General features: G+C 74.2%; 21 protein-coding genes. 11 read left to right on the forward strand and 10 right to left on the reverse strand.

Annotation, left to right across the window (positions count from 1 at the left end; translation table 11 throughout):
• Positions 1–1,360: MFS transporter (locus ACWEV0_RS18760; protein WP_453150409.1), on the reverse strand; the 1,360-nt coding region annotated here is incomplete at its 3' end.
• A gap of 27 nt (positions 1,361–1,387) precedes the next feature.
• Positions 1,388–1,837 (reverse strand): MarR family winged helix-turn-helix transcriptional regulator, encoded by a 450-nt coding sequence (locus ACWEV0_RS18765; protein WP_403799398.1) that lies wholly within the window; start codon positions 1,835–1,837, stop codon positions 1,388–1,390.
• Between the two features lie 144 nt (positions 1,838–1,981).
• Between ACWEV0_RS18765 and ACWEV0_RS18770 the strand changes: the two genes are divergently transcribed.
• On the forward strand, positions 1,982–2,221 hold the full coding sequence (locus ACWEV0_RS18770; protein WP_453150410.1) for a ribbon-helix-helix protein, CopG family: 240 nt from the start codon (positions 1,982–1,984) through the stop codon (positions 2,219–2,221).
• Here ACWEV0_RS18770 and ACWEV0_RS18775 read toward each other — a convergent pair.
• Positions 2,191–3,642, reverse strand: coding sequence for an NCS2 family permease (locus ACWEV0_RS18775; RefSeq protein WP_453150411.1), 1,452 nt, complete (start codon positions 3,640–3,642; stop codon positions 2,191–2,193). The genes ACWEV0_RS18770 and ACWEV0_RS18775 overlap by 31 nt on opposite strands.
• 155 nt (positions 3,643–3,797) lie before the next feature.
• Between ACWEV0_RS18775 and ACWEV0_RS18780 the strand changes: the two genes are divergently transcribed.
• Genes ACWEV0_RS18780 through ACWEV0_RS18790 form a run of 3 tightly spaced genes read left to right on the forward strand, consistent with a single transcriptional unit; the run spans position 3,798 to position 7,446 of the window.
• Positions 3,798–4,058 carry a DUF2530 domain-containing protein gene (locus ACWEV0_RS18780; RefSeq protein ID WP_453150412.1) on the forward strand — a complete coding sequence of 87 codons (261 nt, stop codon included), beginning with the start codon at positions 3,798–3,800 and terminating at the stop codon, positions 4,056–4,058.
• A 45-nt stretch (positions 4,059–4,103) separates the two neighbouring features.
• Positions 4,104–6,494 carry an HAD-IC family P-type ATPase gene (locus ACWEV0_RS18785; RefSeq protein WP_453150413.1) on the forward strand — a complete coding sequence of 797 codons (2,391 nt, stop codon included), beginning with the start codon at positions 4,104–4,106 and terminating at the stop codon, positions 6,492–6,494.
• 43 nt (positions 6,495–6,537) lie between these two features.
• On the forward strand, positions 6,538–7,446 hold the full coding sequence (locus tag ACWEV0_RS18790; RefSeq protein ID WP_453150414.1) for an SCO6745 family protein: 909 nt from the start codon (positions 6,538–6,540) through the stop codon (positions 7,444–7,446).
• Between the two features lie 76 nt (positions 7,447–7,522).
• On the opposite strand, the gene ACWEV0_RS18795 is transcribed toward ACWEV0_RS18790, so the two are convergent.
• Together ACWEV0_RS18795 and ACWEV0_RS18800 are read right to left on the reverse strand one after the other, a co-directional pair.
• Complete coding sequence (locus tag ACWEV0_RS18795) at positions 7,523–10,711, reverse strand: sacsin N-terminal ATP-binding-like domain-containing protein (protein WP_453150415.1); 3,189 nt, start codon at positions 10,709–10,711, stop codon at positions 7,523–7,525.
• Between the two features lie 136 nt (positions 10,712–10,847).
• Positions 10,848–11,786: a DUF3027 domain-containing protein gene (locus tag ACWEV0_RS18800; protein WP_453150416.1), complete on the reverse strand. Its 939-nt coding sequence runs from the start codon at positions 11,784–11,786 to the stop codon at positions 10,848–10,850.
• A 421-nt stretch (positions 11,787–12,207) separates the two neighbouring features.
• Between ACWEV0_RS18800 and ACWEV0_RS18805 the strand changes: the two genes are divergently transcribed.
• The 4 genes from ACWEV0_RS18805 (at position 12,208) to ACWEV0_RS18820 (ending at position 15,862) form a co-directional block, all read left to right on the forward strand.
• Complete coding sequence (locus ACWEV0_RS18805; protein WP_453150417.1) at positions 12,208–13,608, forward strand: MFS transporter; 1,401 nt, start codon at positions 12,208–12,210, stop codon at positions 13,606–13,608.
• A gap of 222 nt (positions 13,609–13,830) precedes the next feature.
• Entirely contained in the window at positions 13,831–14,310 is a 480-nt protein-coding gene (locus ACWEV0_RS18810) for a DUF2771 domain-containing protein (RefSeq protein WP_451607539.1), read from the forward strand.
• A 23-nt stretch (positions 14,311–14,333) separates the two neighbouring features.
• Positions 14,334–15,026, forward strand: coding sequence for a futalosine hydrolase (locus ACWEV0_RS18815; RefSeq protein ID WP_453150418.1), 693 nt, complete (start codon positions 14,334–14,336; stop codon positions 15,024–15,026).
• Positions 15,014–15,862 carry a 1,4-dihydroxy-6-naphthoate synthase gene (locus ACWEV0_RS18820; protein ID WP_453150419.1) on the forward strand — a complete coding sequence of 283 codons (849 nt, stop codon included), beginning with the start codon at positions 15,014–15,016 and terminating at the stop codon, positions 15,860–15,862. The genes ACWEV0_RS18815 and ACWEV0_RS18820 overlap by 13 nt, the downstream gene beginning before the upstream one ends.
• Positions 15,863–16,099: 237 nt before the next feature.
• On the opposite strand, the gene ACWEV0_RS18825 is transcribed toward ACWEV0_RS18820, so the two are convergent.
• Entirely contained in the window at positions 16,100–16,483 is a 384-nt protein-coding gene (locus ACWEV0_RS18825; RefSeq protein WP_389205031.1) for a cold-shock protein, read from the reverse strand.
• 176 nt (positions 16,484–16,659) lie between these two features.
• Here ACWEV0_RS18825 and ACWEV0_RS18830 point away from each other — a divergent pair, with 176 nt between their 5' ends.
• Positions 16,660–16,950 carry a hypothetical protein gene (locus tag ACWEV0_RS18830; protein WP_453150420.1) on the forward strand — a complete coding sequence of 97 codons (291 nt, stop codon included), beginning with the start codon at positions 16,660–16,662 and terminating at the stop codon, positions 16,948–16,950.
• Here the strand turns inward: ACWEV0_RS18830 and ACWEV0_RS18835 are convergent.
• Both ACWEV0_RS18835 and ACWEV0_RS18840 read right to left on the reverse strand, forming a co-directional pair.
• Positions 16,938–17,570 (reverse strand): HAD family hydrolase, encoded by a 633-nt coding sequence (locus ACWEV0_RS18835; protein WP_453150421.1) that lies wholly within the window; start codon positions 17,568–17,570, stop codon positions 16,938–16,940. The two genes, ACWEV0_RS18830 and ACWEV0_RS18835, sit on opposite strands and share 13 nt — an antisense overlap.
• 98 nt (positions 17,571–17,668) lie before the next feature.
• Positions 17,669–18,661: a quinone oxidoreductase family protein gene (locus ACWEV0_RS18840; RefSeq protein ID WP_453150422.1), complete on the reverse strand. Its 993-nt coding sequence runs from the start codon at positions 18,659–18,661 to the stop codon at positions 17,669–17,671.
• 112 nt (positions 18,662–18,773) lie between these two features.
• Here ACWEV0_RS18840 and ACWEV0_RS18845 point away from each other — a divergent pair, with 112 nt between their 5' ends.
• On the forward strand, positions 18,774–19,106 hold the full coding sequence (locus tag ACWEV0_RS18845) for an ArsR/SmtB family transcription factor (RefSeq protein WP_453150423.1): 333 nt from the start codon (positions 18,774–18,776) through the stop codon (positions 19,104–19,106).
• Here ACWEV0_RS18845 and ACWEV0_RS18850 read toward each other — a convergent pair.
• The gene (locus tag ACWEV0_RS18850; RefSeq protein ID WP_453150424.1) at positions 19,103–19,798 is read right to left on the reverse strand and encodes a hypothetical protein; all 696 of its coding nucleotides are present in this window, start codon (positions 19,796–19,798) and stop codon (positions 19,103–19,105) included. The two genes, ACWEV0_RS18845 and ACWEV0_RS18850, sit on opposite strands and share 4 nt — an antisense overlap.
• Positions 19,799–19,839: 41 nt before the next feature.
• Between ACWEV0_RS18850 and ACWEV0_RS18855 the strand changes: the two genes are divergently transcribed.
• Positions 19,840–22,395, forward strand: coding sequence for a helicase-associated domain-containing protein (locus ACWEV0_RS18855; protein WP_453150425.1), 2,556 nt, complete (start codon positions 19,840–19,842; stop codon positions 22,393–22,395).
• On the opposite strand, the gene ACWEV0_RS18860 is transcribed toward ACWEV0_RS18855, so the two are convergent.
• On the reverse strand, positions 22,392–23,879 hold the full coding sequence (locus ACWEV0_RS18860; RefSeq protein WP_453150426.1) for an HAD-IA family hydrolase: 1,488 nt from the start codon (positions 23,877–23,879) through the stop codon (positions 22,392–22,394). The two genes, ACWEV0_RS18855 and ACWEV0_RS18860, sit on opposite strands and share 4 nt — an antisense overlap.
• Between the last annotated feature and the right edge of the window lie 7 nt (positions 23,880–23,886).

The raw sequence follows: 23,886 nt of genomic DNA on the forward strand, positions 1-23,886 counted from the left end.
CGAGCAGGCCCCACGTGACCCGGGTCTCGCGGGTGCGCTCGTGGAAGGCGCGGAGGACGATCGTGATGTAGAGGGTGTTGAAGGCCAGCAGGCCGCCCACCCGCGCCAGGACCAGGCCGATGGCGGCCGCCGCGAGCAGGGAGACCAGGCCGCCCGTCGCGAAGCCGACGCGCGCGCCGTAGGTGTCGGTCACCCAGCCGAGGAGCGGCGCGCCGATCGGGGTGCCGCCGGCGAAGACCATCATGTAGAGGCTCATCACGCGGCCGCGCATGACCGGGTCCGTCGCCATCTGGACGGCGGAGTTGGCGCTGATGTTGACCGTGAGGCCGATCATGCCGATCGGGACGAGCAGCAGCGCGAACAGCCAGAACGCGGGCGACAGGGCCGCCGCGATCTCCAGGACGCCGAAGACGCCCGCCGCGACGACCAGCATGCGCAGCCGGGTCGAGCCGCGGCGCGCCGCGAGGAGGGCGGCGGCGAGGGAGCCGGCGGCCATGAGGGTGTTCAGGAAGCCGTACGTACCGGCGCCGACGTGGAAGACCTCGCCGGAGAAGGCGGTCAGCCAGATCGGGAAGTTGAACCCGAAGGTGCCGACGAAGCCGACGAGGACGATCGGCCAGATCAGGTCCGGGCGCCCGGCCACGTACTTCAGCCCCTCCCGCAGCTGGCCCTTGCCGCGCGGGGCGCGCTCCACCTTGTGGAGTTCGCTCGTCCGCATCAGCAGCAGGCCGGCGATCGGCGCGAGGAAGGACAGCGCGTTGATGAGGAACGCCCAGCCGCTGCCCACCGTGGAGATCAGCACACCGGCGACGGCGGGGCCGACGAGCCGGGCGGACTGGAAGTTGGCCGAGTTCAGCGAGACCGCGTTGCGCAGCTGCGCCGGGCCGACCATCTCGGAGACGAAGGACTGCCGGGTCGGGTTGTCGACCACGGTGACCATGCCGAGCAGGAAGGCGATCAGGTACACGTGCCAGACCTGGACCTGGCCGGTCAGGGTCAGCAGGGCCAGGGTCAGTCCGCACAGGCCGAGCGCGGTCTGGCTGGCGAGGAGGATGCGGCGCTTCGGGTAGCGGTCGGCGATGACGCCGCCGTACAGGCCGAACAGCAGCATCGGCAGGAACTGGAGCGCCGTCGTGATGCCGACGGCCGCGGCGGAGCCGGTGAGGCTCAGGACCAGCCAGTCCTGGGTGATCCGGGCCATCCACGTACCGGTGTTGGAGACGATCGCCCCACTGAAGAACAGCCGGTAGTTCCGGATCCCGAGCGAGGAGAAGGTTCCCTTGCGGGCCCCTCCGCTCGCCCGCGAATAGTGTGCGGGTTTATGGACGGGTGCGGAGTCTGCTCCGGGTCCCGTACTCAAAGTGCGTCGCCTCCTCGGCCATCGGTGCTAGAGGTGTGCGAGCTTCTCCAGGACCGGGGCGGCCGCGCGAAGCTTGGCCCACTCGTCCTCGTCCAGACCTTCGGCGAGGGTGGCGAGCCAGGCGTTCCGTTTGCGGCGGGACTCTTCCAGCATGGACTCCGCCTGCTCGGTCTGCCTGACCACCTTCTGCCGCCGGTCGTCGGGATGCGGCTCCAGTCTGACCAGGCCCTTGGCTTCGAGCAGCGCGACGATGCGGGTCATCGACGGCGGCTGGACGTGCTCCTTGCGGGCCAGCTCACCGGGGGTGGCCGAGCCGCAGAGCGACAGGGTGCCGAGCACCGACATCTCGGTCGGGCTCAGCGATTCGTCGACGCGCTGGTGCTTCAGGCGCCGGCTCAGCCGCATGACGGCACTGCGGATCGCGTTCACGGCCGCGGCGTCGTCTGCGGTGACGTCGCCATGGGACAGGTCAGGCATGTCCTTAGCGTAACTCATTACTCTTCCTAAAGACCAATCGAGGGGCCGGGGTGAGAACGCCGTGTCGCAATCTGTCACCCAAATGAGTGAGAGCGATCCGGAAAGTGACGCGCGGGGCCCTTCCCTGGCGCGAACCTGACGGGCATGGAATCGACCGTGCTCAGCCTGCGCATCGACGGAGAGCTGCTCGAACGGCTCCGCGGACACGCCGCCAGACGCGGAATGAGCGTCCAGGACTATGTCGCCCGGACGCTCATTCGCGAGGATTTCGACGAGCGGTTCAAGACCGCGGTCGAGGAGACGGAGAAGTTCTACGGGGCCTCCGACGCGCCCCGGGACCGGATGGACCGGGATCAGGTCAGGCCCAGCGCCGGCATCGCGTAGTAGAAGACGAAGACCGCCGACACGACGTACATCGCGACCGGGACCTCACGGCCCCGCCCGGCCGCGAGCCGCAGCAGGGTGAAGGCGATGAAGCCGATGCCGATGCCGTTGGTGATCGAGTACGTGAACGGCATCATCACCATGGCCAGGAAGGCCGGCATGGCGATGGTGTGGTCACTCCAGTCGATCTCCTTGACCGACCCGGCCAGGATCAGGAAGCCCACCGCGAGCAGCGCGGGCGTGGCCGCCTGCGACGGCACCATCGTGGCGAGCGGCGTGAGGAACAGCGCGACCGAGAACAGCGCGCCGGTCACCACCGAGGCGAGGCCCGTGCGGGCGCCCTCGCCGACACCGGCCGTGGACTCCACGAAGCAGGTGGTGGCGGAGGAGGAGGTGGCACCGCCGGTGGCGACGGCGAAGCCGTCGACGAGCAGGACCTTGTTGATGCCCGGGAAGTTGCCGTCCTTGTCCATCAGCTTGGCCTCGTCACCGACGCCGAGGATCGTGCCCATGGCGTCGAAGAAGCAGGACAGCAGGACGGTGAAGACGAAGAGCACACCCGTCAGGACGCCGACCTTGTGGAAACCGCCGAACAGGCTGAACGAGCCGAACAGGCCGAAGTCGGGGCTGGCGACCGGGTTGCCGGGCCACTCCGGGGTGGTCAGACCCCAGGACGGGACGTCGACGACGGCGTTGACCACCATCGCCACGATGGTCATCGCGACGATGGAGATCAGGATCGCGCCCGGCACCTTGCGGACGATCAGCGCGAGCGTGAGCAGCGTGCCCAGGATGAAGATCAGCACGGGCCAGCCGCTGAGGTGACCGGTGCCGCCGAGCTGGAGCGGGACCGTGGTGTGCGCGGCGTCGGGGATGCGGGAGACGAAGCCCGAGTCGACGAGGCCGATCAGCATGATGAACAGGCCGATGCCGATCGCGATGCCCTTGCGCAGCCCGGCCGGGACCGCGTTCATGACGCGCTCGCGCAGACCGGTCGCGACGAGCAGCATCACGACGAGGCCGGCGAGGACGACCATGCCCATGGCGTCCGGCCAGGACATCTTCGGCGCGAGCTGGAGCGCGACGACCGTGTTGACGCCGAGGCCGGCGGCGAGCGCGATCGGCACGTTGCCGATGACGCCCATGAGGAGCGTGGTGAGGGCCGCGCTCAGGACGGTCGCGGTGACGAGCTGGCCACCGTCGAGCTGGTGCCCGTACATGTCCTTGGCGCTGCCGAGGATGATCGGGTTCAGCACGATGATGTAGGCCATCGCGAAGAAGGTGGCGAAACCGCCGCGGACTTCACGGGCTACAGTGGAGCCGCGCTCCGTGATCTTGAAGAAACGGTCGAGGCCGGAGACGGGACCCGTGGGGAGCTGATCCTCGGGGGCCGTGGCCTTGGCGGTGGCCGTCGTACTCATGGGGGTGGGTTCCTCTTCGAGAGAAAATGCGTCCCTTTTGGCGGTTCATACGAAGGGAACCTGCCAGAGGCAAACCGTTTCAGTATGAACACATGAACGAACGTGAGTCCATCTCCGCGCGTAGATAGCGAAACCCGCCACCTAGACTGACGGGCATGGCGAAGTGGACACCGAAGCACGAGGCACCCGAGCCCCTTGAGGGGCCCGTCGTCGCCACCATCACCGGCGGCACGATCCTCTGGTTCGTCCTGTTCCTCGTCCAGGTCCCCTTCTACGGCTGGTTCGCCGACCACAACGCGACGTCGTGGGTGTGGACCTGCCTGGCCGGCGCGGGCCTCGGGCTCATCGGCATCTGGTACGTACGCAAGCGGGACGCGGCGATCAAGCGCCACCAGGCAGGGGCAGCGCAGGAGTGACTTCTCGGCAGGTGACCGGACGCATACGGTCGTACCGTCGAGAACATGACTGAGCGGACGCAGACCGACACCCGCGACACGCCCCCCGTCGTGCACCGCCCCGCCGGCCTCACCTCCGCCGAGGTCGCCGAACGCGTCGCGCGCGGCGAGGTCAACGACGTCCCCGTCCGCAGTTCCCGCTCCACCGCCGACATCGTCCGCGCCAACGTCTTCACCCGCTTCAACGCGATCATCGGCGTGCTGTGGCTGATCATGCTCTTCGTCGCGCCGATCCAGGACAGCCTCTTCGGCTTCGTGATCATCGCCAACACCGGCATCGGCATCATCCAGGAACTCCGCGCCAAGAAGACCCTCGACGGGCTCGCCGTCATCGGCGAGGCCAGACCCACCGTCCGGCGCGACGGCGTCGCCGCCGAGATCTCCACCTCCGGGATCGTCCTCGGCGACCTGATCGAGCTCGGACCGGGCGACAAGGTCGTCGTCGACGGCGTGGTCGCCGAGGCCGACGGCATGGAGATCGACGAGTCGCTGCTCACCGGCGAGGCCGATCCCGTCCTGAAACGGCCCGGCGACCCGGTGATGTCCGGGTCGTTCGTCGTCGCGGGCGGCGGCGGCTTCACCGCCACCAAGGTCGGGCGCGAGGCGTACGCGGCCCAGCTCGCCGAGGAGGCGTCCCGCTTCACGCTCGTCCACTCCGAGCTGCGCAGCGGCATCTCCACGATCCTCAAGTACGTGACGTGGATGATGATCCCGACCGCGCTCGGGCTCGTCATCAGCCAGCTCGTCGTCAAGGACAACGACTTCAAGGAGTCCGTCGCCCGGACCGTCGGCGGCATCGTCCCGATGATCCCCGAGGGGCTCGTCCTCCTGACCTCCGTCGCCTTCGCGATCGGCGTGATCCGGCTCGGGCGCAGGCAGTGCCTCGTGCAGGAGCTGCCGGCGATCGAGGGCCTCGCCCGCGTCGACGTCGTCTGCCTCGACAAGACGGGCACGCTGACCGAGGGCGGCATGGACGTCACCGAGCTGCGGATGCTGAACGGCGCCGACGAGTCGTACGTACGGAAGGTGCTCGGCGCCCTCGGCGAGTCCGACCCGCGGCCCAACGCCTCGCTCCAGGCCGTCATCGACGCGTACCCGGACGCGGTGGACTGGCGGTGCACCGAGTCGCTGCCGTTCTCCTCGGCGCGCAAGTACAGCGGCGCCGCGTTCAGCGAGGGCGACGGCGAGGACTCCACCTGGCTGCTCGGCGCGCCCGACGTGCTGCTGCCGGCCGGGGACCCGGCGCTCGGCGAGGTCGACCGGCTCAACGAGCAGGGCCTGCGGGTGCTGCTGCTCGCCCGGGCCGCGACCGACCTCGACTCCCCCGACGTGGCCGCCGGCGCCCTCGCCACCGCGCTCGTCGTCCTGGAGCAGCGGCTGCGGCCCGACGCCGCCGACACCCTCGCGTACTTCGGCGAGCAGAACGTCTCCGCCAAGGTCATCTCCGGCGACAACGCGGTCTCCGTCGGCGCCGTCGCCGGCAAGCTGGGCCTGCCCGGCGCCGCGAACACCGTCGACGCCCGCAACCTGCCCGCCGAGCGCGACGCGATGGCGAAGGCCCTCGACGCGAACGCGGTCTTCGGCCGGGTCACCCCGCAGCAGAAGCGCGACATGGTCGCCGCGCTCCAGTCCCGCGGCCACACCGTCGCCATGACGGGCGACGGCGTCAACGACGTGCTGGCCCTGAAGGACGCCGACATCGGCGTCTCCATGGGCTCCGGCTCCGAGGCCACCCGGGCCGTCGCCCAGATCGTCCTCCTCAACAACTCCTTCTCGACCCTCCCGTCGGTCGTCGCCGAGGGCCGCCGGGTCATCGGCAACATCACGCGCGTCGCGACCCTCTTCCTGACGAAGACGGTCTACTCGGTGCTGCTCGCGATCCTGGTCGTGGTCAGCCAGGTCGAGTACCCGTTCCTGCCCCGCCACCTCACCCTGCTGTCCACCCTCACCATCGGCGTCCCCGCCTTCTTCCTGGCCCTCGCCCCCAACAAGGAGCGCGCCAGACCCCACTTCGTACGGCGGGTCATGCGGTACGCGATCCCCGCCGGCGTCATCGCGGGCGCGGCCACCTTCGCCACGTACCTGCTGGCCCGCCACCACTACACCGGCCCCGGCGCCCTCGACGCCGAGACCAGCGCCGCCACCCTCACCCTCTTCCTCGTCTCCATGTGGGTCCTCGCGATCATCGCCCGCCCCTACACCTGGTGGCGGATCGCCCTGGTCGCGGCGATGGGCGCGGCGTTCCTCCTCGTCCTCGTCGTGCCGTCGCTCCAGCACTTCTTCGCGCTGAAGCTGGTGGGCGTGACGGTGCCGTGGGCGGCGGTGGGGATCGCGGTGGTGGCGTCGGCGGTCCTGGAGGTCGCGTGGCGGTGGGTGGGACGGCGGTTCCCGGCCTGAAACTCCCCCGTTCGCGGGCCGGCCGACTGGCACCATGACGGGCGTGGACAAGGCATACGAGGACAAGGCATACGAGGCGGACAACGCACCCGGCGCCGGATACGCCCGTACGGTCTGGCAGGTCATGGAACCCGTGCACGCCGTCACCTACTTCGCGCCCGAGAGCCGCGAGGCCAACCGCGAAGCCGGCCTGCGCGGCTTCTGGATGGGCTACTTCGCGGCCCGGGCCGCGCCGCTGGGGGCGGTGTCCGCCGGGGTGGTGGAGGCCGCGTTCTACAACTTCCATCCGGCGATGGTCCGGCGGGCCGTCCCCGACGCGTGGGGCTTCGCGGCGCCCGGGGCGGTGCTGAAGGCCCGCACGGAGGCGGCGACGGCGGCGCTGCGGCGGGTCGCGCCGTCGGCGGCGGAGGCGGCCGCGGAGCTGCTGCCGCTGCTCGCGCGGGTGATCGAGGCGGCGGACGGTGCCGGGCGGCCGCTGTTCGCGGCGAACCGGGGCGTGGCCGCTCCCGAGGACCCGGTGGGCGCGCTCTGGCAGGCCACGACGGCCCTGCGGGAGCACCGCGGCGACGGCCACGTCGCCCTCCTCGCCGCCGAGGGCCTGGACGGCTGCGAGGTCCACGTGCTCTTCGCCGCGGCGGAGGGCGGCGCGCCGACGGCGACGCTCCGCGAGAACCGCGGCTGGACGGAGGACGACTGGCGGGCGGCCGCGGACCGGCTCACCGCGCGCGGGCTGCTCGACGCCGACGGGCTCCTGTCCCGCGACGGGCGCGGCCTTCGCGCCCACATCGAGACCCGGACGGACGCCCTGGCCGTACGCCCGTACCGCGCCGCCCTCTCGGCGGCGGAGGCGGACCGGGTGACGGCCGTCCTCGGGCCGCTGGCCGGCGAGGTCCTGGACTCGGGGACGATCCCCTTCCCGAACCCGATGGGGCTGCCGGCGCGACAGGCGTGAGCAGACCCCGGGCCCATGGGGCCGCCGGCGCCGCCTCCCGCAGGCGGACCCCACCCGCGGGAAGCAGCGCACCGGGTCAGTCGAACCAGCGGTCCCGGGCCAGCTCCGCCGTCCGCGACGGGTCCTCCAGGAGCGCCGCCACCTCGAAGCGGCGCGGCCACTGGCCCGCCGCCCAGGCCAGGCCCGCCGCCACGCCCTCCAGCGTGGCGGCGTGGATGACACCGTCCGGGGTGCGGCGCCAGTCCAGCTCGACGCCCGCCGCGCGCAGCTCGTCGTGCTCGATGTACGTGGCCGGGGTGGCCGGGCCGAGAAGGGCGTGGACCGACAGCGGGACCTCGTGCTCCTCGCCGACCGTCGTCACCTCCGCCTCGACCGCCTCGCTCAGCCGCCGCACCTGGAACAGCTCCGCCAGGTCGGCGGCGCGGGCCGGGGCGACCGGGAGGAGCGGCAGGCCAGCGGTGAGCGGGAGCAGGTCGGGCGCGTCGGCGACGAGGGCGTCGGCGGCGTCGACGACGACCAGGGCGCCGTCCACGACCGCGCGCAGCTCGTCGGGAAGCGTGACCTGCTCGGGGTCGAGGTCGGCCAGGGCGGTGTAGAGGGCGTGGAGCTGGGCGCCGGACACCTCGCGGGCCGGGTCGGCGAGCCGGGCCAGGAGCTCGGCGGCGCCGCCCGGCTCGTCGAGCAGGGCCCGCACCGAGGTGCGTACGCCGAGCGCCCGCAGCACCTGCTCGTCCTCGAAGCCGGTCGCGTCGGCGGAGTCGTACAGGCCGATGAGCAGCGGGTCCGTGCCGGCCGCGCGCAGTCCGGCGGGGCGCCGGCCGTCCAGGACGGGGTGGTCGCGCAGCCACCAGGCGGTGTACGACCGTACGGTCTCGGTCGTGCCGTCCGGCAGCAGCACCCGCACCGGCTGGGTCAGCGCGTCCCGCAGCGGCGGCTGCGCGAGCAGGGCGAGCGCCTGCGGCCAGGCGTCGTCGTCGACCAGGTCCAGGTCCCGTACGGCGACGATCTCGGTCGCCACCGGCGGCACCGGGGTTTCGGGCAGCCGGTCCAGGACGTCCTCGCACCACACGTCGACGGCGTCGAGCAGCCCGGCGTCGTCCGGCTCGGCGAAGTCGCCCTCGCGCGGGTCGAGTTCGTCGGGGTCGAGGACCAGGTCGGTGGCGCGGACCAGCTGGAAGCCGGCCAGGACGCCGACGGCGGCGAGCGGCTGCTCGCCCCAGCGCGCCGCCAGGTCGGCGTCGACGAGCGCCAGTTCGCCCTCGCGCATCACGGCGGCGAACGGCGAGCCGGGCAGGACGAGTTCGCCCGCCGGGGCCAGCTCGCCGTCCTCGTCGGGCAGCGCGAGCGCGCCGAGCCACGGCTCGTCGCCGGGCGCCAGGTCCGCGTCCCGCACGAGCGCGAGGACGGTCTCGGCGAGCTCCTCCGCGTCCAGGGCGTCGCCGTCCTCGTCCCAGATCTCCCCCGCGTCGAGGGAGCCGGCCACCGCGGCCCGCACCTGGGGCGTGGTCAGCACCGCGCGCGGGGTCGCCGGCACGGCGCCGAGCTTCTCCAGGATGGGGTGGGCGGCGTCCGGGTGCGCCACCTTCAGGCCGAGGCGGGCCAGGTCGGCGGGGGTGTGGTCCTGCGGCAGGAGGACCTGGCGCGGGCCGATGGTGGTGCGGACGCGGGGCCCCGCCGGACCCTCCTCCTCACCCTCGTACGGCTCCGCGTCGGACTCCGTGCCCAGCAGCGGGACGGGCAGCCCGGTCAGCCGGTCCGGGTCGACGCCGGCGAGGGAGTCGTACAGCCGCCACCACCACCCCGGCGTCCGGTGCACGCCCGCGAGCCGGTCGATCGCCTCCGTCAGCGGCAGCCGGCCCACGCCGAGCGTGCGCAGCTCCACCCGGCGCTCCAGGCCCGCCGGCAGCAGCGTCGGGAACACCTCCGCGAGCACCGCGACCGTCTCCGCGCCCGCGCCCTCCACGACCTCCGCCTCGATCGGCCGCAGCGCCGGCAGCTCCTCCGAGGCGGCCGCCGGCGCCAGGAACGCCACGCGCGGCAGCCGCTCCAGGATCGCCGCCCGCAGCGCCCCGTCGAGCGCGCCCTTGCCCAGCGGGCCCGGTACGAGGTCGAGCGTGCCGGTCGTCACCGGCTGCCAGTCGGCGAGCAGCTCGGCGTACGCCTCCCCGGCCCGCTCCACCAGGAAGTCGGTCAGCGGCCCCGGCGCCGGGTGGCGGCGCGCGGTGTCCAGCGGGAAGGACGCGATGAGCAGGGCCGGGATGCCGAGGGGCTCGTCGGTCGGGGTCGGGGCGTGGACCACGGCGTCGGTACCCGGGTACTGCGGCGCGCCGTCGGCGTCCACGGGCACGGCCCAGGTCACCGACCAGTGCGGGCGCAGGCGCTCCTCGGTCGGACGGTCCTTGAGCAGGTCCGCGGCGAGCGGGCCGGTGTGGCTGACGGTCCGCCAGCGGTGGCTGCCGGTCGCGGAGTCGGTGACGTGGACGTAGCCGTCGCGTTCCGCGCGGGTGAGGGTGCGGGCCGTGCCGCCGGCCGTCTCGACGACGACCTCGGTGAGACCCGGGAGAGTGAGCAGCAGGGCGTCGTCGACGGAGTCCAGCAGCCGCTCGGCCAGGTCGACGGCGGCCGCGTCGCGCAGCGGCAGGACCACGACCGTGTCGTAGCCGTCGGGCGCGGTGCCCTCGGCGGGCAGCGGGAGGCGCAGGAGCGGCACGTGGCCGTCACGGCGGCGCAGCTCGTCGCCCAGGCCCGGGCTGTGCCGGGCCACGTCCGCGGCCAGCTCGCGGGCCTCCGCGAGGGACCAGCGGACGCCGCCGTGGCGGCCGAGGACGGCCGGCTCGTCGGAGACGGCGAGCACGGCGGCGAAGCCGACGCCGAAGCGGCCGACGGCGCCGGTGTCGCGCTCCGTGCGCTTGGCGGAGGCGCGGAGGGTGGACAGCGACTCGACGCCGGCGGCGTCGAGCGGGGCGCCGGTGTTCGCGGCGGCGAGCACCGCCGGGCCGTCGGCGTCCGCCGGGTGCAGCGTCAGGCGCAGCCGGCCGGTGACGCCGGCGCGGCGGGCGGCGTCGGCGGCGTTCTGCGCGAGCTCCACGACGAGCCGGTCCCGGTAGCCGCCGAGGACCAGGTCCTCCTCGGCGTTCGCGTCCTCCCGGAACCTGGCCGGCCCCGCCGCCCACGCGTCGAGCACGCCCCTCCGGAGCCGTGCGGTACCGAAGGGGTCGGTTCCGTCGGTCGACGTCCTGACGCTGACGCTCACGTCTGACTCCACTCTGAGGTGCGGTGCGGGTATCTGGCCGGTGCCCGAAGGTACCGCGCCCGCCCCCACCCCGACGGCGGGGGCACGTCCCCCCACAGGGGGCGCGCGGGGGCGCGTCCGCGCCGGTCGACGCCCGTCCCGTCGCCTCCTAAGAGTGGCCCAGGTCCTCCGACGCGCCGTCCGGTTCCGTTGTCGAGCCCGAGTCCGCCGCCGGGCGGAGCGGGAACTCGTCCGCCGAGATCGAGTCGAGGACGGGGGCCGCCGGGCGCGGCGGCTTCGGCATGACGGCGGCTTCGGAGTGGCCGCCGCAGCCGTACGACAGCGACACGACCCGGCCGTCCGCCGGGGAGAACTGGTTGGCGCAGACGCCGAAGCCCTGCTTCAGCGAACCGGCGAGCGGGACCAGGAAGGCGCAGGAGACGCAGGTCGCGGGCGCGGCCTGGGCCATCGGCGTGTTCGCGCCGAACGCCTCGTCCCAGCGGTCGGCGGCCTGGTGGAGCCCGTAGCGGGAGAGGACCCGCGCGCGGCGCATGCCGAGTTCCTCGGCGACGGCCGCGATCGCGCCGCGCGAGGTGGCGCGCTGGGTGATCTCGGCGTCCTCGGCGTCGAGGTGGTCGGCCATCTCCTCCGAGACCACGGAGTTCGGCGGCGGCGCGTCCTCGCCCGAGTAGCCGGGCTCCAGGCGCAGGTCGTCCTGCTCGGTGGGGAGCAGGTCGCCGGGGCCCATGTCGCCGGGGCGCAGCCGCTCGCTCCACGGCACCCACTCGGGGGCGAGGAGGGCGTCGGGGCCGGGCAGCAGGACGGTTTCGTCGAGCGTGACGTTCTTCGCGCGGGAGGCGCGGGTGACGGTCACGGCCCAGCGCCAGCCGCGGTAGCCGGGTTCCTTGCACTCGAAGAAGTGGGTGACCACCCGGTCGCCCTCGGCGACGAGCTCCACGTGTTCGCCGACGATGCCGGGCGCGGCCGCCTCCTCGGCGGCCTCCCTCGCCAGGTCTACCGCCTCGGCGCAGAGACGGTCTGGGGTACGCGCGGCTCGCGGGGTACGCGTGGCTCGCGGGGTACGGCTTCGCGTCGTCGCAGCACTCACAGGTCTCGCTCTTCTCCTACGCCGTCTCACGGGTGCGCCGGCCGAGGAGCGGGAGGTTCCGGGCAGTGAGCGGAGCGGACCAGAGGGCCGCATCGACGTCCACGCCCGACGATGTCTCGCATGTCTCGGGCACACCTATCGTCATCCATTCTGCGGGATGCCGAAGAGGCGCGCGGCCGAGAACATCCGCCGGTGGCGCGCTACGCACGCTACCCCGTTCGCCGCGCTCAGCCCACCTGCCCGCCCCAAGTGGCCCGCATCGCGGACGATCGGCGGAGGGTCGGCAGGCGGTCAACAGGCGGTCGGCGGGCGGTCGGCGGGCGGTCGAAAGGGACCCGCCACGGGTTTCGTCACACGTCGAAGCGGACCCGCCGGGCCCCGTCAGCCGCCCCCGCGGCCCGTACTGGGGCACTATGACGGAGTGGCAGCCGCGCGGTCTCCCGTACGATCCCACGATCATCGTCATCGTGGGGACCGGGCCGGGCCGCTCCGCCGAGCGGGCCGGAAGGTCGGCCGCGCCCTGCACATTCCGCTCACCGGGACCGCGAAGGGCATCCGCAAGGCCACCCACGCGCACGGCGCGGGCGAATCCGGGCTCGGCAAGCTGATCGAGCTGCACGCCGTGAACGGCGCCGGCGACGTCATGATCACCGTCGCCCTCGCCTCCACCATCTTCTTCTCCGTCCCGACCGACGAGGCACGCGGCCGGGTCGCGCTCTACCTGGCCGTCACGATGGCCCCGTTCACCCTCCTGGCGCCCGTCATCGGCCCGCTCCTCGACCGCCTCCCGCACGGCCGCCGCGCGGCCATGGCGGGCGCGATGCTCACCCGCGCCGTGCTCGCCCTCCTGATGTCCGGCGCGGTCGCCACCGGCGGCCTGCAGCTCTATCCGGCGGCACTCGGCGTACTGGTCGCCTCCAAGGCGTACGGGGTGGTGCGCAGCGCCGTCGTGCCGCGCCTGCTCCCGCCGAACTTCTCGCTCGTCAAGGCGAACTCGCGCGTCACCCTCGCGGGTCTGCTCGCCACGGGCATCGCCGCGCCCGTCGGCGCCGGACTGCAACGGCTCGACTCGGCCGCGTCGCTGTACGGCGCGTGCGCGCTCTTCCTCCTCGGTACGTTCTGGGCGCTGCGGCTGCCGCCCAAGGTGGACTCGGCGAAGGGCGAGCGGCGGGCCCACCTGCTGACCCACGGCGAGAAGAAACCGAGCCTGCGGACGGTCGGCCCGTCCGTCCTGCACGGCCTGGAGGCGAACGCCTCGCAGCGCATGCTGTCCGGTTTCCTGATCTTCTTCCTGGCCTTCCTGCTGCGGGTCCACCCGCTGCCCGGGCAGAGCGCGGCCGTCTCGCTCGGCATGGTGGCGGTGGCGGCGGGCGTCGGCAACGCGTGCGGGACGGCGGTCGGCTCGCTCCTGAAGGACCGGGGCCACGGGCCCGAGGTGATCATCGCCGCCATGCTGTCCCTCGTCCTCGCGGCGGCGGTGTGCACGGCGATCTTCTTCGGCGGCCTGATGGTGGCCGTCCTCACCGCCGTGGCGGGCCTGACGCAGGCCCTGTCCAAGCTGTCCCTCGACGCCCTGATCCAGCGCGACGTGCCGGAGCTGGTGCGCACCTCGGCCTTCGCCCGGTCCGAGACGGCCCTGCAGATGGCGTGGGTGGTGGGCGGCGCGATCGGCATCGTGCTGCCGCTGAACGGCACGGTGGGGATGTCGGTGGCGGCGGGCATCCTGGGCGTCGGCTGGCTGCTCTCGGTACGGGGCCTGATCGGCGCCGCGCGGAAGCGCGGCCGGCGCAAGGGCACCTCCACGAAGGCGCGGGCGGCGTAACCGCGCGCCCGGCCGGGTGGCCCGGTGCGGGGCATAGCCGCGGGCCCGGCCAGGAGGCCCGGTGCGGGTGCCGCGCCCGGCCAGGTGGCCCGGCGCGGGGCTTAGCCGCGGGCCCGGCCAGGAGGCCCGGCGCGGGGGCCGGAACCGGGCGAATGGCCGCAACGCGGCGGCACGCCGTACCCCCGCGTGGCATGAGCGCGGCGGACCGATAGCCTTCGGGCCATGACCGTTGCGTTCCTCACCTCCAAGCGCCGCCGGGCCGCCGTGGCCCTCGGGGCTGTCTCCGCGGGGCTCCTCGTCCTCTCCGCCTGCGAAAAGCCGACCCCGCTCGCGACCGTGACGGTCGGGTCCTCGTCGGTGAACTCCCAGGCCGCCTGCTACAACGACGGCAAGGCCATCGAGGAGAAGCAGATCCCCGCCTGCCTCAACAAGAAGGCCGAGAAGTCGATCTCCGTCGACCCGTCGGACAAGATCCGCTTCGGCGTCGACCCGGACATCGCCGACAAGGGCTGGACGATCTTCCTGAACGGCCAGAACGCCGAGCCGGAGCCGTTCAAGAAGACCTACCGGACCATCCCGGCCAGCGCGTTCTTCTCCAGCCAGATGGGCGCCGCGCCGGACCAGACCCAGGTCACCATCGTCGAGAGCGGCGGCAAGTCCGTGACCGGCATCTGGCACTTCAACCTCAAGAAGAAGTCCTGACCCCGTCCCCTCGCATCCTGGTCGTGACGGCCGTGGCGGCGGAGGCCGACTCCGTCGCCGCGGGTCTCGGCCACGCTGAGGCCGGGCAGACCGAGGTCCCGCTGCCCGGCGGCTTCGTGCTGCGCCGGCACGGAGACGTGGACGTCCTCGCCGCCGGGGTGGGACCGGCCGCGGCCGCCGTCGCGGCCGCCACGGCCCTGGCGACCTGTGCGTACGGCCTGGTCGTCTCCGCCGGGATCGCCGGCGGGTTCCAGCCGCTCGCGCCGCTCGGGAGCGTCGTGGTCTCCGACGCCGTCGTCGCGGCGGACCTCGGGGCGCAGACGCCCGACGGCTACCTGGCCGTCGAGGAGCTCGGCTTCGGGCGGTCCGCGCACCGCGTGGCGAAGCCCCTCAGGGACCTGATCGCGGCCGCCCTGCCGGACGCCGTCGTCGGACCCGTCCTCACCGTCTCCACCGTCACCGGCACCGCCGGCCGCGCCGCCGAGCTGGCGGAGCGTCATCCGGGCGCCGTCGCCGAGGCGATGGAGGGCTTCGGGGTGGCGGAGGCCGCCGCCGCGCACGGCGTGCCCGTCGTCGAGATCCGGGCCGTGTCCAACGCGGTCGGCCCGCGCGACCGCGCCGCCTGGCGGATCGGCGAGGCCCTGGCCGCCCTGCGCGGCGCCTTCCAGCAGCTCAGCCGCACCGCATTCGTGGAGCTCCCGTCATGCCCAAGCTGAAGATCGCCTACTCGCCCTGCCCGAACGACACCTTCGTCTTCGACGCGTGGGCCCACGGCCGCGTCCCCGGCGCCCCGCGCCTGGACGTGACCTTCGCCGACATCGACCTGACCAACGGCTGGGCGGCGGACGGCGACGCCCCGTACGACGTCCTGAAGGTCTCGTACGCCGTGCTGCCGTGGATCCTCGACGAGTACGCCCTGCTGCCCTGCGGCGGTGCCCTGGGGCGCGGCTGCGGGCCGCTCGTGCTGACCCGGGAGGCCGGGCTGGATCTCACCGGCAAGACGGTCGCGGTGCCGAGCGAGCGTTCGACCGCGTACCTGCTGTTCCGGCTGTGGGCGGCGGACACCGTCCCGGGCGGCGTCGGCGAGATCGTCGTGCTGCCGTTCCACGAGATCATGCCGGCCGTGCGGGACGGCAAGGTGGACGCCGGGCTCGTCATCCACGAGGCCCGCTTCACGTACATGAACTACGGGCTGCACGCGCTCGCCGACATGGGCGAGCACTGGGAGCACACCACCGGTCTTCCGATCCCGCTCGGCGCGATCGTCGCGAAGCGCTCGCTCGGCGAGGACACGCTGCGTCTGCTCGCCGAGTCGGCGCGGGCATCGGTCCGAATGGGCTGGGACGACCCGTCCGTCTCGCGCCCGTACGTACTCGAGCACGCGCAGGAGATGGACCCGAAGGTCGTCGACCAGCACATCGGTCTCTACGTCAACGAGTTCACCGCCGACCTCGGCGAGACCGGTTACGCGGCCGTGCGGGGGCTCCTCACCCGCGCGGCGGCTGAAGGGCTGGTCCCGCCCCTCGGCCCGGACGCGCTGCGATTCCCGTAAGGCGGCCCGACCACTTCGGACGCGCCCGGACGCCGGACGGAGTCCGGCAGCCGCCCGAAGCCTGCGAAGCAGTGCGAGGGCGGCCGAAAAACACTGCCGCGGCCGTGCGGGGGCTCCTCACCCGCGCGGCGGCCGAAGGGCTGGTCCCGCCCCTCGGCCCGGACGCGCTGCGATTCCCGTAAGGCGGCCCGACCACTTCGGACGCGCCGGGATTCCCCTAGCGGGGAGCCGTGCGGCTCATACGTCGAGCTGGTCGGCGACCGCGCGCAGCAGGCCCGCGATCTTCTTGCCGTGGACCTTCTCGGGGTAGCGGCCGCGCTCCAGCATCGGCGTGATGTTCTCCAGGAGCGTGGTCAGGTCCTGGACGATGGACGCCAGTTCGTCGGGCTTGCGGCGCTGCGCCGCGGCGACGGACGGGGTCGGGTCGAGGACGACCACGGAGAGCGCCTGGTCACCGCGCTGACCGGCGACGACGCCGAATTCCACGCGCTGCCCCGGCTTGAGGGCGTCGACTCCGGCGGGGAGCACCGACGAGTGCACGAAGACGTCGCCGCCGTCGTCACGGGAGAGAAAGCCGAAGCCCTTCTCGCTGTTGAACCATTTGACCTTGCCGGTAGGCACGTCCGTCCTCGTCCTCGTACTCGATGGGTGCGCCGGGGCTGCACCGTGAACAACCCGTGGCTCTGAAAGAGATACAGCGGGTCACCTGCCCGCGGTGCACCAAGGCTAATGGGCCCCGGCCCGGTGACAAGCCGTCTCCGGTCCGTTCCTCCCGGCCAGGGAACTACCCTGGCCGAATGCGTAGTGAAACCCCTTCGGCTCCGACTTCGGCCCCGACGGACGAACCCGCTCCGGGTGACGGTCTGGTCCGGGCCGGTGCGGTCCTCTTCATCATCGGCGCGGTCGCGACCCTGGTCACGGTGGCTCCGCTGTTCCTCGGGACCTCGCCGTTCCCGACGGTCGCGTACCTCGTCTCGATGCTGATGGGCGTCGGTTTCCTGGTCGCCGCGGCCGGCGTGCTGCGGTCGATCGCCGCGCAGCGCCGCCGGGCGCGGGCCGTCCAGGCGGCGGCCGGTCAGCCGCGGTAGCCGGCCAGGTACCCCTGCCACCAGGCCCGGAAGTCCGTCAGGTCGGTGAGGACGACGTCCGCGCCGGCCGCGCGCAGCTCCTCGGGGGCGCACGGGCCGGTGGCGACGGCGACCGAGAACGCGCCGGCGGTACGGGCCCCGCGCACGTCGCCGACGTGGTCACCCACGTACACCTTCGCGCCGTGGGCGCGCAGCGCCTCCGCCTTGCCCTCGGCCCACAGGTCGCCGGCGAGGGCGTCCGGCTCCATGCCGAGGTGGGTGAGGTGCCGCTTGGCGTGCGGCGCGTTCTTGGCGGTGACGACGATGGTGCGGCCGCCGGCCTCGGACACGGCCTGGATCGCGTCCCGCGCGCCGGGCATCGGGACGGTCGGCTCGATGGCGTACTGCCCGTAGAACTCGCGGTAGCGCACCACCATCTCCGGAACCCGCTCCTCCGGGAACCAGTGCGCGAGCTCCTGCGCCAGCGGCGGGCCGAGCCGGGTGACGACCAGGTCGGCGTCGATCGGGACGCCGACGTCGGCGGAGAAGGCCTCGAAGGCGGCCTTGATGCCGGGGCGGGTGTCGAGGAGGGTCAGGTCGAGGTCGAAGCCGACCGTGGGAGCGCCGCTACGGGAATCCATGCGGCCATTCTGCCCAGGTGTTCGAAACGCGCCGCCGACGCCCGGAGGAACGTCAGGCGGCACGTCAGGCGGCACGTCAGGCGGCACCAGGCGCCGCCTCAGGCGACCTTGAGCAGGAGCTTTCCGGTGCTCGTGCGGGAGCCCATCAGTCGGTGCGCCTCAGCCGCGTCCGCGAGCGGGAACTCGGCGGTGACGGGGAGCGTGACCGTGCCCTCGGCGACCTTGGCGAAGGCCCGGTCGGCGAGGGCGCGCAGGGCGTCGGGACCGGTCTTCGCGAGCGTCAGGATGGAGAAGCCCGAGACGGCGAGCCCGGTGGGGTAGAGCTCGGGCTGGCCGACCCGCCACGGCTCGGCGGAGCCGGCGTTGCCGAAGGAGACGAGCCGGCCGAAGACGGCGAGGGAGGCGAGCGTGGCCTTGAAGGTCTCGCCGCCGACGGGGTCGAGGGCGAGGTCGACGCCGCGCTCGCCGGTCGCCGCGCGGACCGCCTTCTCCAGGGCGCGCGGGTCGCGCTCGAAGTCGCCGACGAACAGCTCGTCGTAGCCGTGGCCGCGGGCGTACTCGGCCTTGGCGGCCGACGACACCGTGCCGTACACCGCGCCCGCGCCGGCCGCCTTCGCGAGCTGGCCGACGGCCGTGCCGATGCCGCCGGCGGCGCCGTGCACGAGGACGGTCTCGCCGGGCTGGAGCCGGCCGACCGCGTGGACGAGCGCCTGGGCGGTGGGCAGGACGGTGGGGAGGGTGGCGGCGGTCCGCAGGTCGACGCCGGCCGGGACCGGGAAGACGGTCGCGGCGTCGGCCACGGCCACCTCGGCGTAGCCGCCGCCGTCGGTCAGGGCGGCCACCTCCTGGCCGACGGCGAGGCCGGTGACACCCGCGCCGAGTGCCCGGACCCGGCCGGAGACCTCAAGGCCGGGGCGGAAGGGCAGGGCCTCGACGCGGTAGCCCTCGGAGCGCGCCTTGAGGTCGGCGAAGTTCACCCCCGCGTACGCCACGTCGATGCTCACCTGTCCGGGCCCGGGGGCGGGGACGTCGGCGTCCACCGTCTTCAGGACCTCGGGACCGCCGTACTCACCGAATTCGATCGCACGCATGCCGCACCTCCGGCTCGACAGTTCTCGACTGTTCAACGAAAAGCGAACACTGGCGACTGTATGATCTGGATCGAACACTCCGCAAGTACGAAACCCCGATCGGGAGGACAGCGTGACGACGCCCCGCCACCGGGCCGCGCCCGAGCACACCCACCCCGACGACGTCCCCGTCCTCACCGCCCTCGCCGCCCTCGCCGACCCCGTACGCCTCGCCCTCGTGCGCGAGCTCGCCGGGTCGGAGGAGTGGACCCGTGCCTGCGGCGGCTTCGACGTGCCCGTCGGCAAGGCGGCCCTCAGCCACCACTTCGCCGTCCTGCGCGCGGCCGGCCTCGTCGAACAGCGCGACCAGGGGCCCAAGCGGGTCAACCGGCTGCGCCGCGCCGAGTTCGACGCCCGTTTCCCGGGCCTGCTCGACCTCGTACTGCGCGACGAACAGCAGGGCTAGGAGGCCCGGCGCCGCGCGCGCCAGAGCAGGAACAGCGCCGAGGCGACGGCCGCGGCCCGCAGGGTCCACGGCCAGGTGTCGCCGATCGCCGCGCCCATGCCCGTGCTGCCCGCCGGGACCGGAGCGCCCCAGCGGCCCTCCACCCGGCCCCACAGCCAGCCGACCCCGGCGGCCACGGCGAGGCCGGGTGCGACGAAGACGGCGCCGCGGCGCTCGCGGGAGAAGTACGCGACGAGCCAGCCGGCCGCGAGCGGGACGAGGGAGCCGAGGGCGGCGCCCGCGAGCAGCAGCGCCGCCGAGACCAGGAGCAGCGGGCTGCCGAAGCGCGGGAGCGCGCGGAGCCGGGCGGGACGAGGCGGTTCCGGGGCCTCGGCGCCGTCGGCCTCCGGCTCCTCTTCCGACTCCTCCTCGGCGGCCGGCGGCCGCAGTATCTCGGGGATCTCCACGCCGCCGACGAAGCCCGGGACCTGCCCGGTGGCCGTGGCCCCGGTGACCATGGCGTCAGCCCGCCACCAGTCCGCCGGGCGCGGTTCCGGGACGCCCGGCGGCGTCGCCCGGGCCGCCGGCTCCGCCGCCCCGTCCGGCGTACCCGGCTCGCCCGGGATGCCCGGCGGCGTCCCCGGCACCGCCTCGCCCCTGACGTCCTGGCGGCGCCCGCTCTCTCGGTCGTTCTCGATCCCCTCGGTCCCCACGGCACGACGTTAGCGCCTGGACAGGGGCTAACGTGGTCCGGATGGGGATCGGTGAGCTCGACCGGGAGGCGCACGTGCCCGAAGGATCAGGCGCAGGGACGGGTGGCGGGACCGGCGTCGGCGCGGGCGCGCCGCGCACCCTCGCGGAGGCGCTGCGCGCCGGCGGCGACGACACGCTCACCGCCCTGCTGCGGGCCCGCCCGGACCTGCTCGCGCCGGTCCCGAACGACCTGACGCAGCTGGCCACCCGGGCCGGCACGCGCGCCTCGGTCGTCCGGGCGCTCGAACGGCTCGACCGCTTCGCGCTCCAGGCCGCCGAGGCCCTCGCCGTGGCGCCGGACCCCGCCCCGTACCCCGTGCTCCTCGGTCTGGTGGCCGGCGACGGCGGCGACCCGGAGATCGAGGCGGCGCTGCCCCGCGCCGTCGCCCTGCTGCGCGAGCAGGCGCTCGTCTGGGGCGACGACGAACGGCTGCGGCTCGTGCGGACCGCGCGCGAGCTGCTCGCGCCGTCGGCGCAGCACCCCTCCCCGACCGGCCTCGGCCCGACGGTCGCGGAGGCGACGGCCGGGATGTCGCCTGGCCGGCTGCAGGAGATCATCGCGGCGGCCGGGCTGCCGACGACGCACGACCCGGTGTCGGCGGTGGCGGCGCTGACGGAGCTCTTCACGGACCGCACGCGGATGGCGGCGCTGCTCGACACGGCGCCGTCCGAGGCGCTGACGGTCCTCGACCGGCTGGTCTGGGGCCCGCCCTACGGCGAGGTCACGCCCGACCCGGCGGCGCCGGTGCGCTGGCTGCGCGACCGGGGCCTGCTGCTGCCCGTCTCGGCCCGGACCGTCGTCCTGCCGCGCGAGGCGGCCCTGCATCTGCGCGGCGGACGCGTGCACGCGGCGCCGGAGCCGGTGGCTCCGGAGGTCACGGTCACCCGCGACTACCGTCCACAGGTGGTGGACAACGCGGCAGCCGGGCAGGCGTACGCGGCGCTCGCCACGGTCGAGGAACTGCTGAAGTCCTGGAACCAGGGCGGCCCGCAGGTGCTGCGCGCCGGCGGCCTCGCCGTGCGCGACCTCAAGCGCACCGCCGCCGCCCTCGACGTGCCGGAGCCGACCGCCGCCTTCTGGCTGGAGCTGGCGTACGGGGCCGGGCTGCTCGCGTCCGACGGCGAGGCGGACGAGCGGTACGCCCCCACCCCCGCGTACGACGACTGGCTCGACCTCCCGGCCGCCGAGCGCTGGTCCCGCCTCGCCGCCACCTGGCTCGCCGCCACCCGCGCCCCCGGCCTCGTCGGCGCCCAGGACGCCAAGGGCCGCACCCTGGCCGCCCTCGGCCCGGGCCTGGACCGCGGCGCGGCGCCGGAGGTGCGCCGGCGGGTGCTCGCCCTGCTCGCCACGCTGCCGCCGGGGGCCGCGGCCGACCGGGAGTCAGTGCTCGCGCGACTGCGCTGGGACCGCCCGCTGCGCGGCGCGGCGGGTACCGGTACGGGCGCGGCCGACCTGCGCGAGCGCATCGCCGTATGGACCCTGGAGGAGGCCGAGCAGCTCGGCATCACCGGGCGCGGCGCGCTCGCCACGCCCGCCCGGGCACTGCTCAACCTGCCGCTCGCGGAGGCCGCGCCCGCGACCGGGCATCCCGGCGACTGCGAGCCGGCCGTCGCCGCCTCCCGCGCCGCGACGCTCCTCGCGCCCCTCCTTCCCGAGGCCGTGGACCACGTGCTGCTCCAGGCGGACCTGACGGCCGTCGCGCCCGGGCCGCTGCGGCGGCCGCTCGCCGAGACGCTGTCGGTGCTCGCCGACGTGGAGTCCAAGGGCGGCGCCACCGTGTACCGCTTCACGCCCGCCTCCGTACGCCGGGCGCTCGACGCCGGGCGCAGCGCGTCCGACCTGCACGACTTCCTGACGGCGCACTCGCGCACCCCCGTACCGCAGCCGCTCGCGTACCTCATCGACGACGTGGCCCGCAGGCACGGGCACCTGCGGGTCGGGGCGGCGTCCTCGTACGTGCGCTGCGACGACGACGCGATGCTCGGCGAGATCCTCGTGGACAAGCGGGCGGCCGGGCTCGGCCTGCGCCGCCTCGCGCCGACGGTCCTGGCCGCGCAGTCGGATCCGTCGGCGCTCCTGGAGGGGCTGCGGGCGATGGGGTACGCGCCGGCGGCCGAGTCGGCGGAGGGCGACGTGCTGATCACCCGCGCCGACGCCTACCGGACGCCGGACCGGACCGCGCCCGCGCCGGTGCCGGACGGGCCGCCGGTGCCGGACGCGACGATGCTGACGGCCGCGGTGAAGGCGATCCGCGCGGGCGACCGGGCGGCGACGGTGGTGCGCAAGGAGCCGGCCGCCACCCCCGTCGCGGCCGGTTCCCTGCCCCGCACCTCCGCCGCCGAGACCCTCGCCACGGTGCAGGCCGCCGCGCTCACCGGCTCGGCGGTGTGGATCGGCTACGTCAACGCCGACGGCGCGGCGAGCCAGCGGGTCATCGCGCCCGTGCGGGTCGAGGGCGGCTTCGTGACCGGCTACGACCACACCGCCGACGAGGTCCGCACGTATCCGCTGCACCGGATCACGGGCGTGGCGGAGCTCGCCGACGAGGAGATCTAGAGCGCGAAGGTGGTGATCACCGCCGCGTGGTCGGACGGCCACTCGTTGGCGGCGACGTCCGGCCAGGGGCGGGGGGTGCCCGTGACCAGGGTGCGCGAGTCGAGGACGCGCAGGCCGCGCCCGTTGTGCAGGACGTAGTCGATGCGGTCCTGCGGCTCGGGGCGGCCGGCCTGCTCGCCCTCCTCCGGGTGGACCGGGTGGATCGGCGACCAGGTGTGGCCCGGGTCGCGTACCGGGTCGGGGTGGGCCTCGCGGTAGGAGTCGCGGAGCCCGGCGTCCTCGGCGGCCCTGGTCACCGGCCAGCTGACGTCGGGCCAGTCGAGGTGCGAGGGCGCGTTGAAGTCGCCGACGACGACGACGGCCCGGTCCTCCCCCGCCTCCTTGCGGACGCGCTCCAGGGTGTCCTGGATCTGGGCGAGCCGGACCTCCTCGTGGGCGATCAGCTCGTCCGCCGGGAGCCCGTCGAAGGCGGCCTCGTACGGCCCGTACGGGGTGTAGTGCAGGTGCGCCGTCCAGATGTCGACCTCGCGCCCCTCGCCGGTCCGTACGCGGACGCCCGCCGCCCCGTAGAAGCCGACCTCCGGGTCGCCGAGCCGGGCCACGATCGGGTGGCGGCTGAGGATGCCGAGGTTCTCGCCCGCCGCGTGGTGGTGCCAGCCGAGTGCGGCGGCCAGCTCCTGGGTGGCGGTCCGCCCGGTCTCCTGGAAGCCGATGACGTCGGCGCCGGAGGCCCGGATGACGACCAGCTGCTTGGCCCGGTAGTCCTCGACCAGACCGCCGCCGAGCCACAGGTTCCAGCTCATGACGGTGAGTCGGCGGTTGATCAGGGAGGCGAGGAACTCCGGCGTGACACCGGCCAGGCTGTCCCGCACGGTCCGCCCGGGCGCCGGGTCCATCGCCACGAGCGACGGCACGGCGAGCACGGCGCAGCCCGCGGCCTCCGCCGAGGCGACTCCGGTCGGGGTGTCCTCGACGGCCGCGCAGTGCGCGGGCTCGACACCGAGCGCGCGGCAGGCGGCGAGGTACGGCTCGGGCTCGGGCTTGGTCGTCCCGGTGTCGTCCGCGGTGACCGAGACCGCGAACCCGGGCGCGCCGAGAGCGGTGAGCGCGGCGATGACGGTGTCGGCGACGGCGCGGGGCGAGGCGGTGACGAGGGCGGTGGGGACGCCCGCGCCGGCCAGCGCGGTCAGCAGGTCGAGCGCGCCGGGCCGGGGCACGACGCCGGCGTGGACCCGGTCGGCGAACTCCCGGTGCAGCTCGGCGGCCAGCGCCGCCGCGTCACGGCCGTTCTCGGCGGCGAGCCAGTCGGCCGTGTGCTCGACGGGCCGGCCGAGGACGTCGGGCCGGTCGGCGTCGGTCAGCGGCCGGCCCGCGACCTGTTCCACGGCCTCCCACCACAGGCCCTCGGTGTCGACGAGCGTGCCATCCATGTCGAACAGGACGGCGTGGAGGGAGAGTTCGGGATTCACGTGCGTCAGCGTCACTTTCTCT

The organism is Streptomyces sp. NPDC003943, from assembly GCF_053605265.1.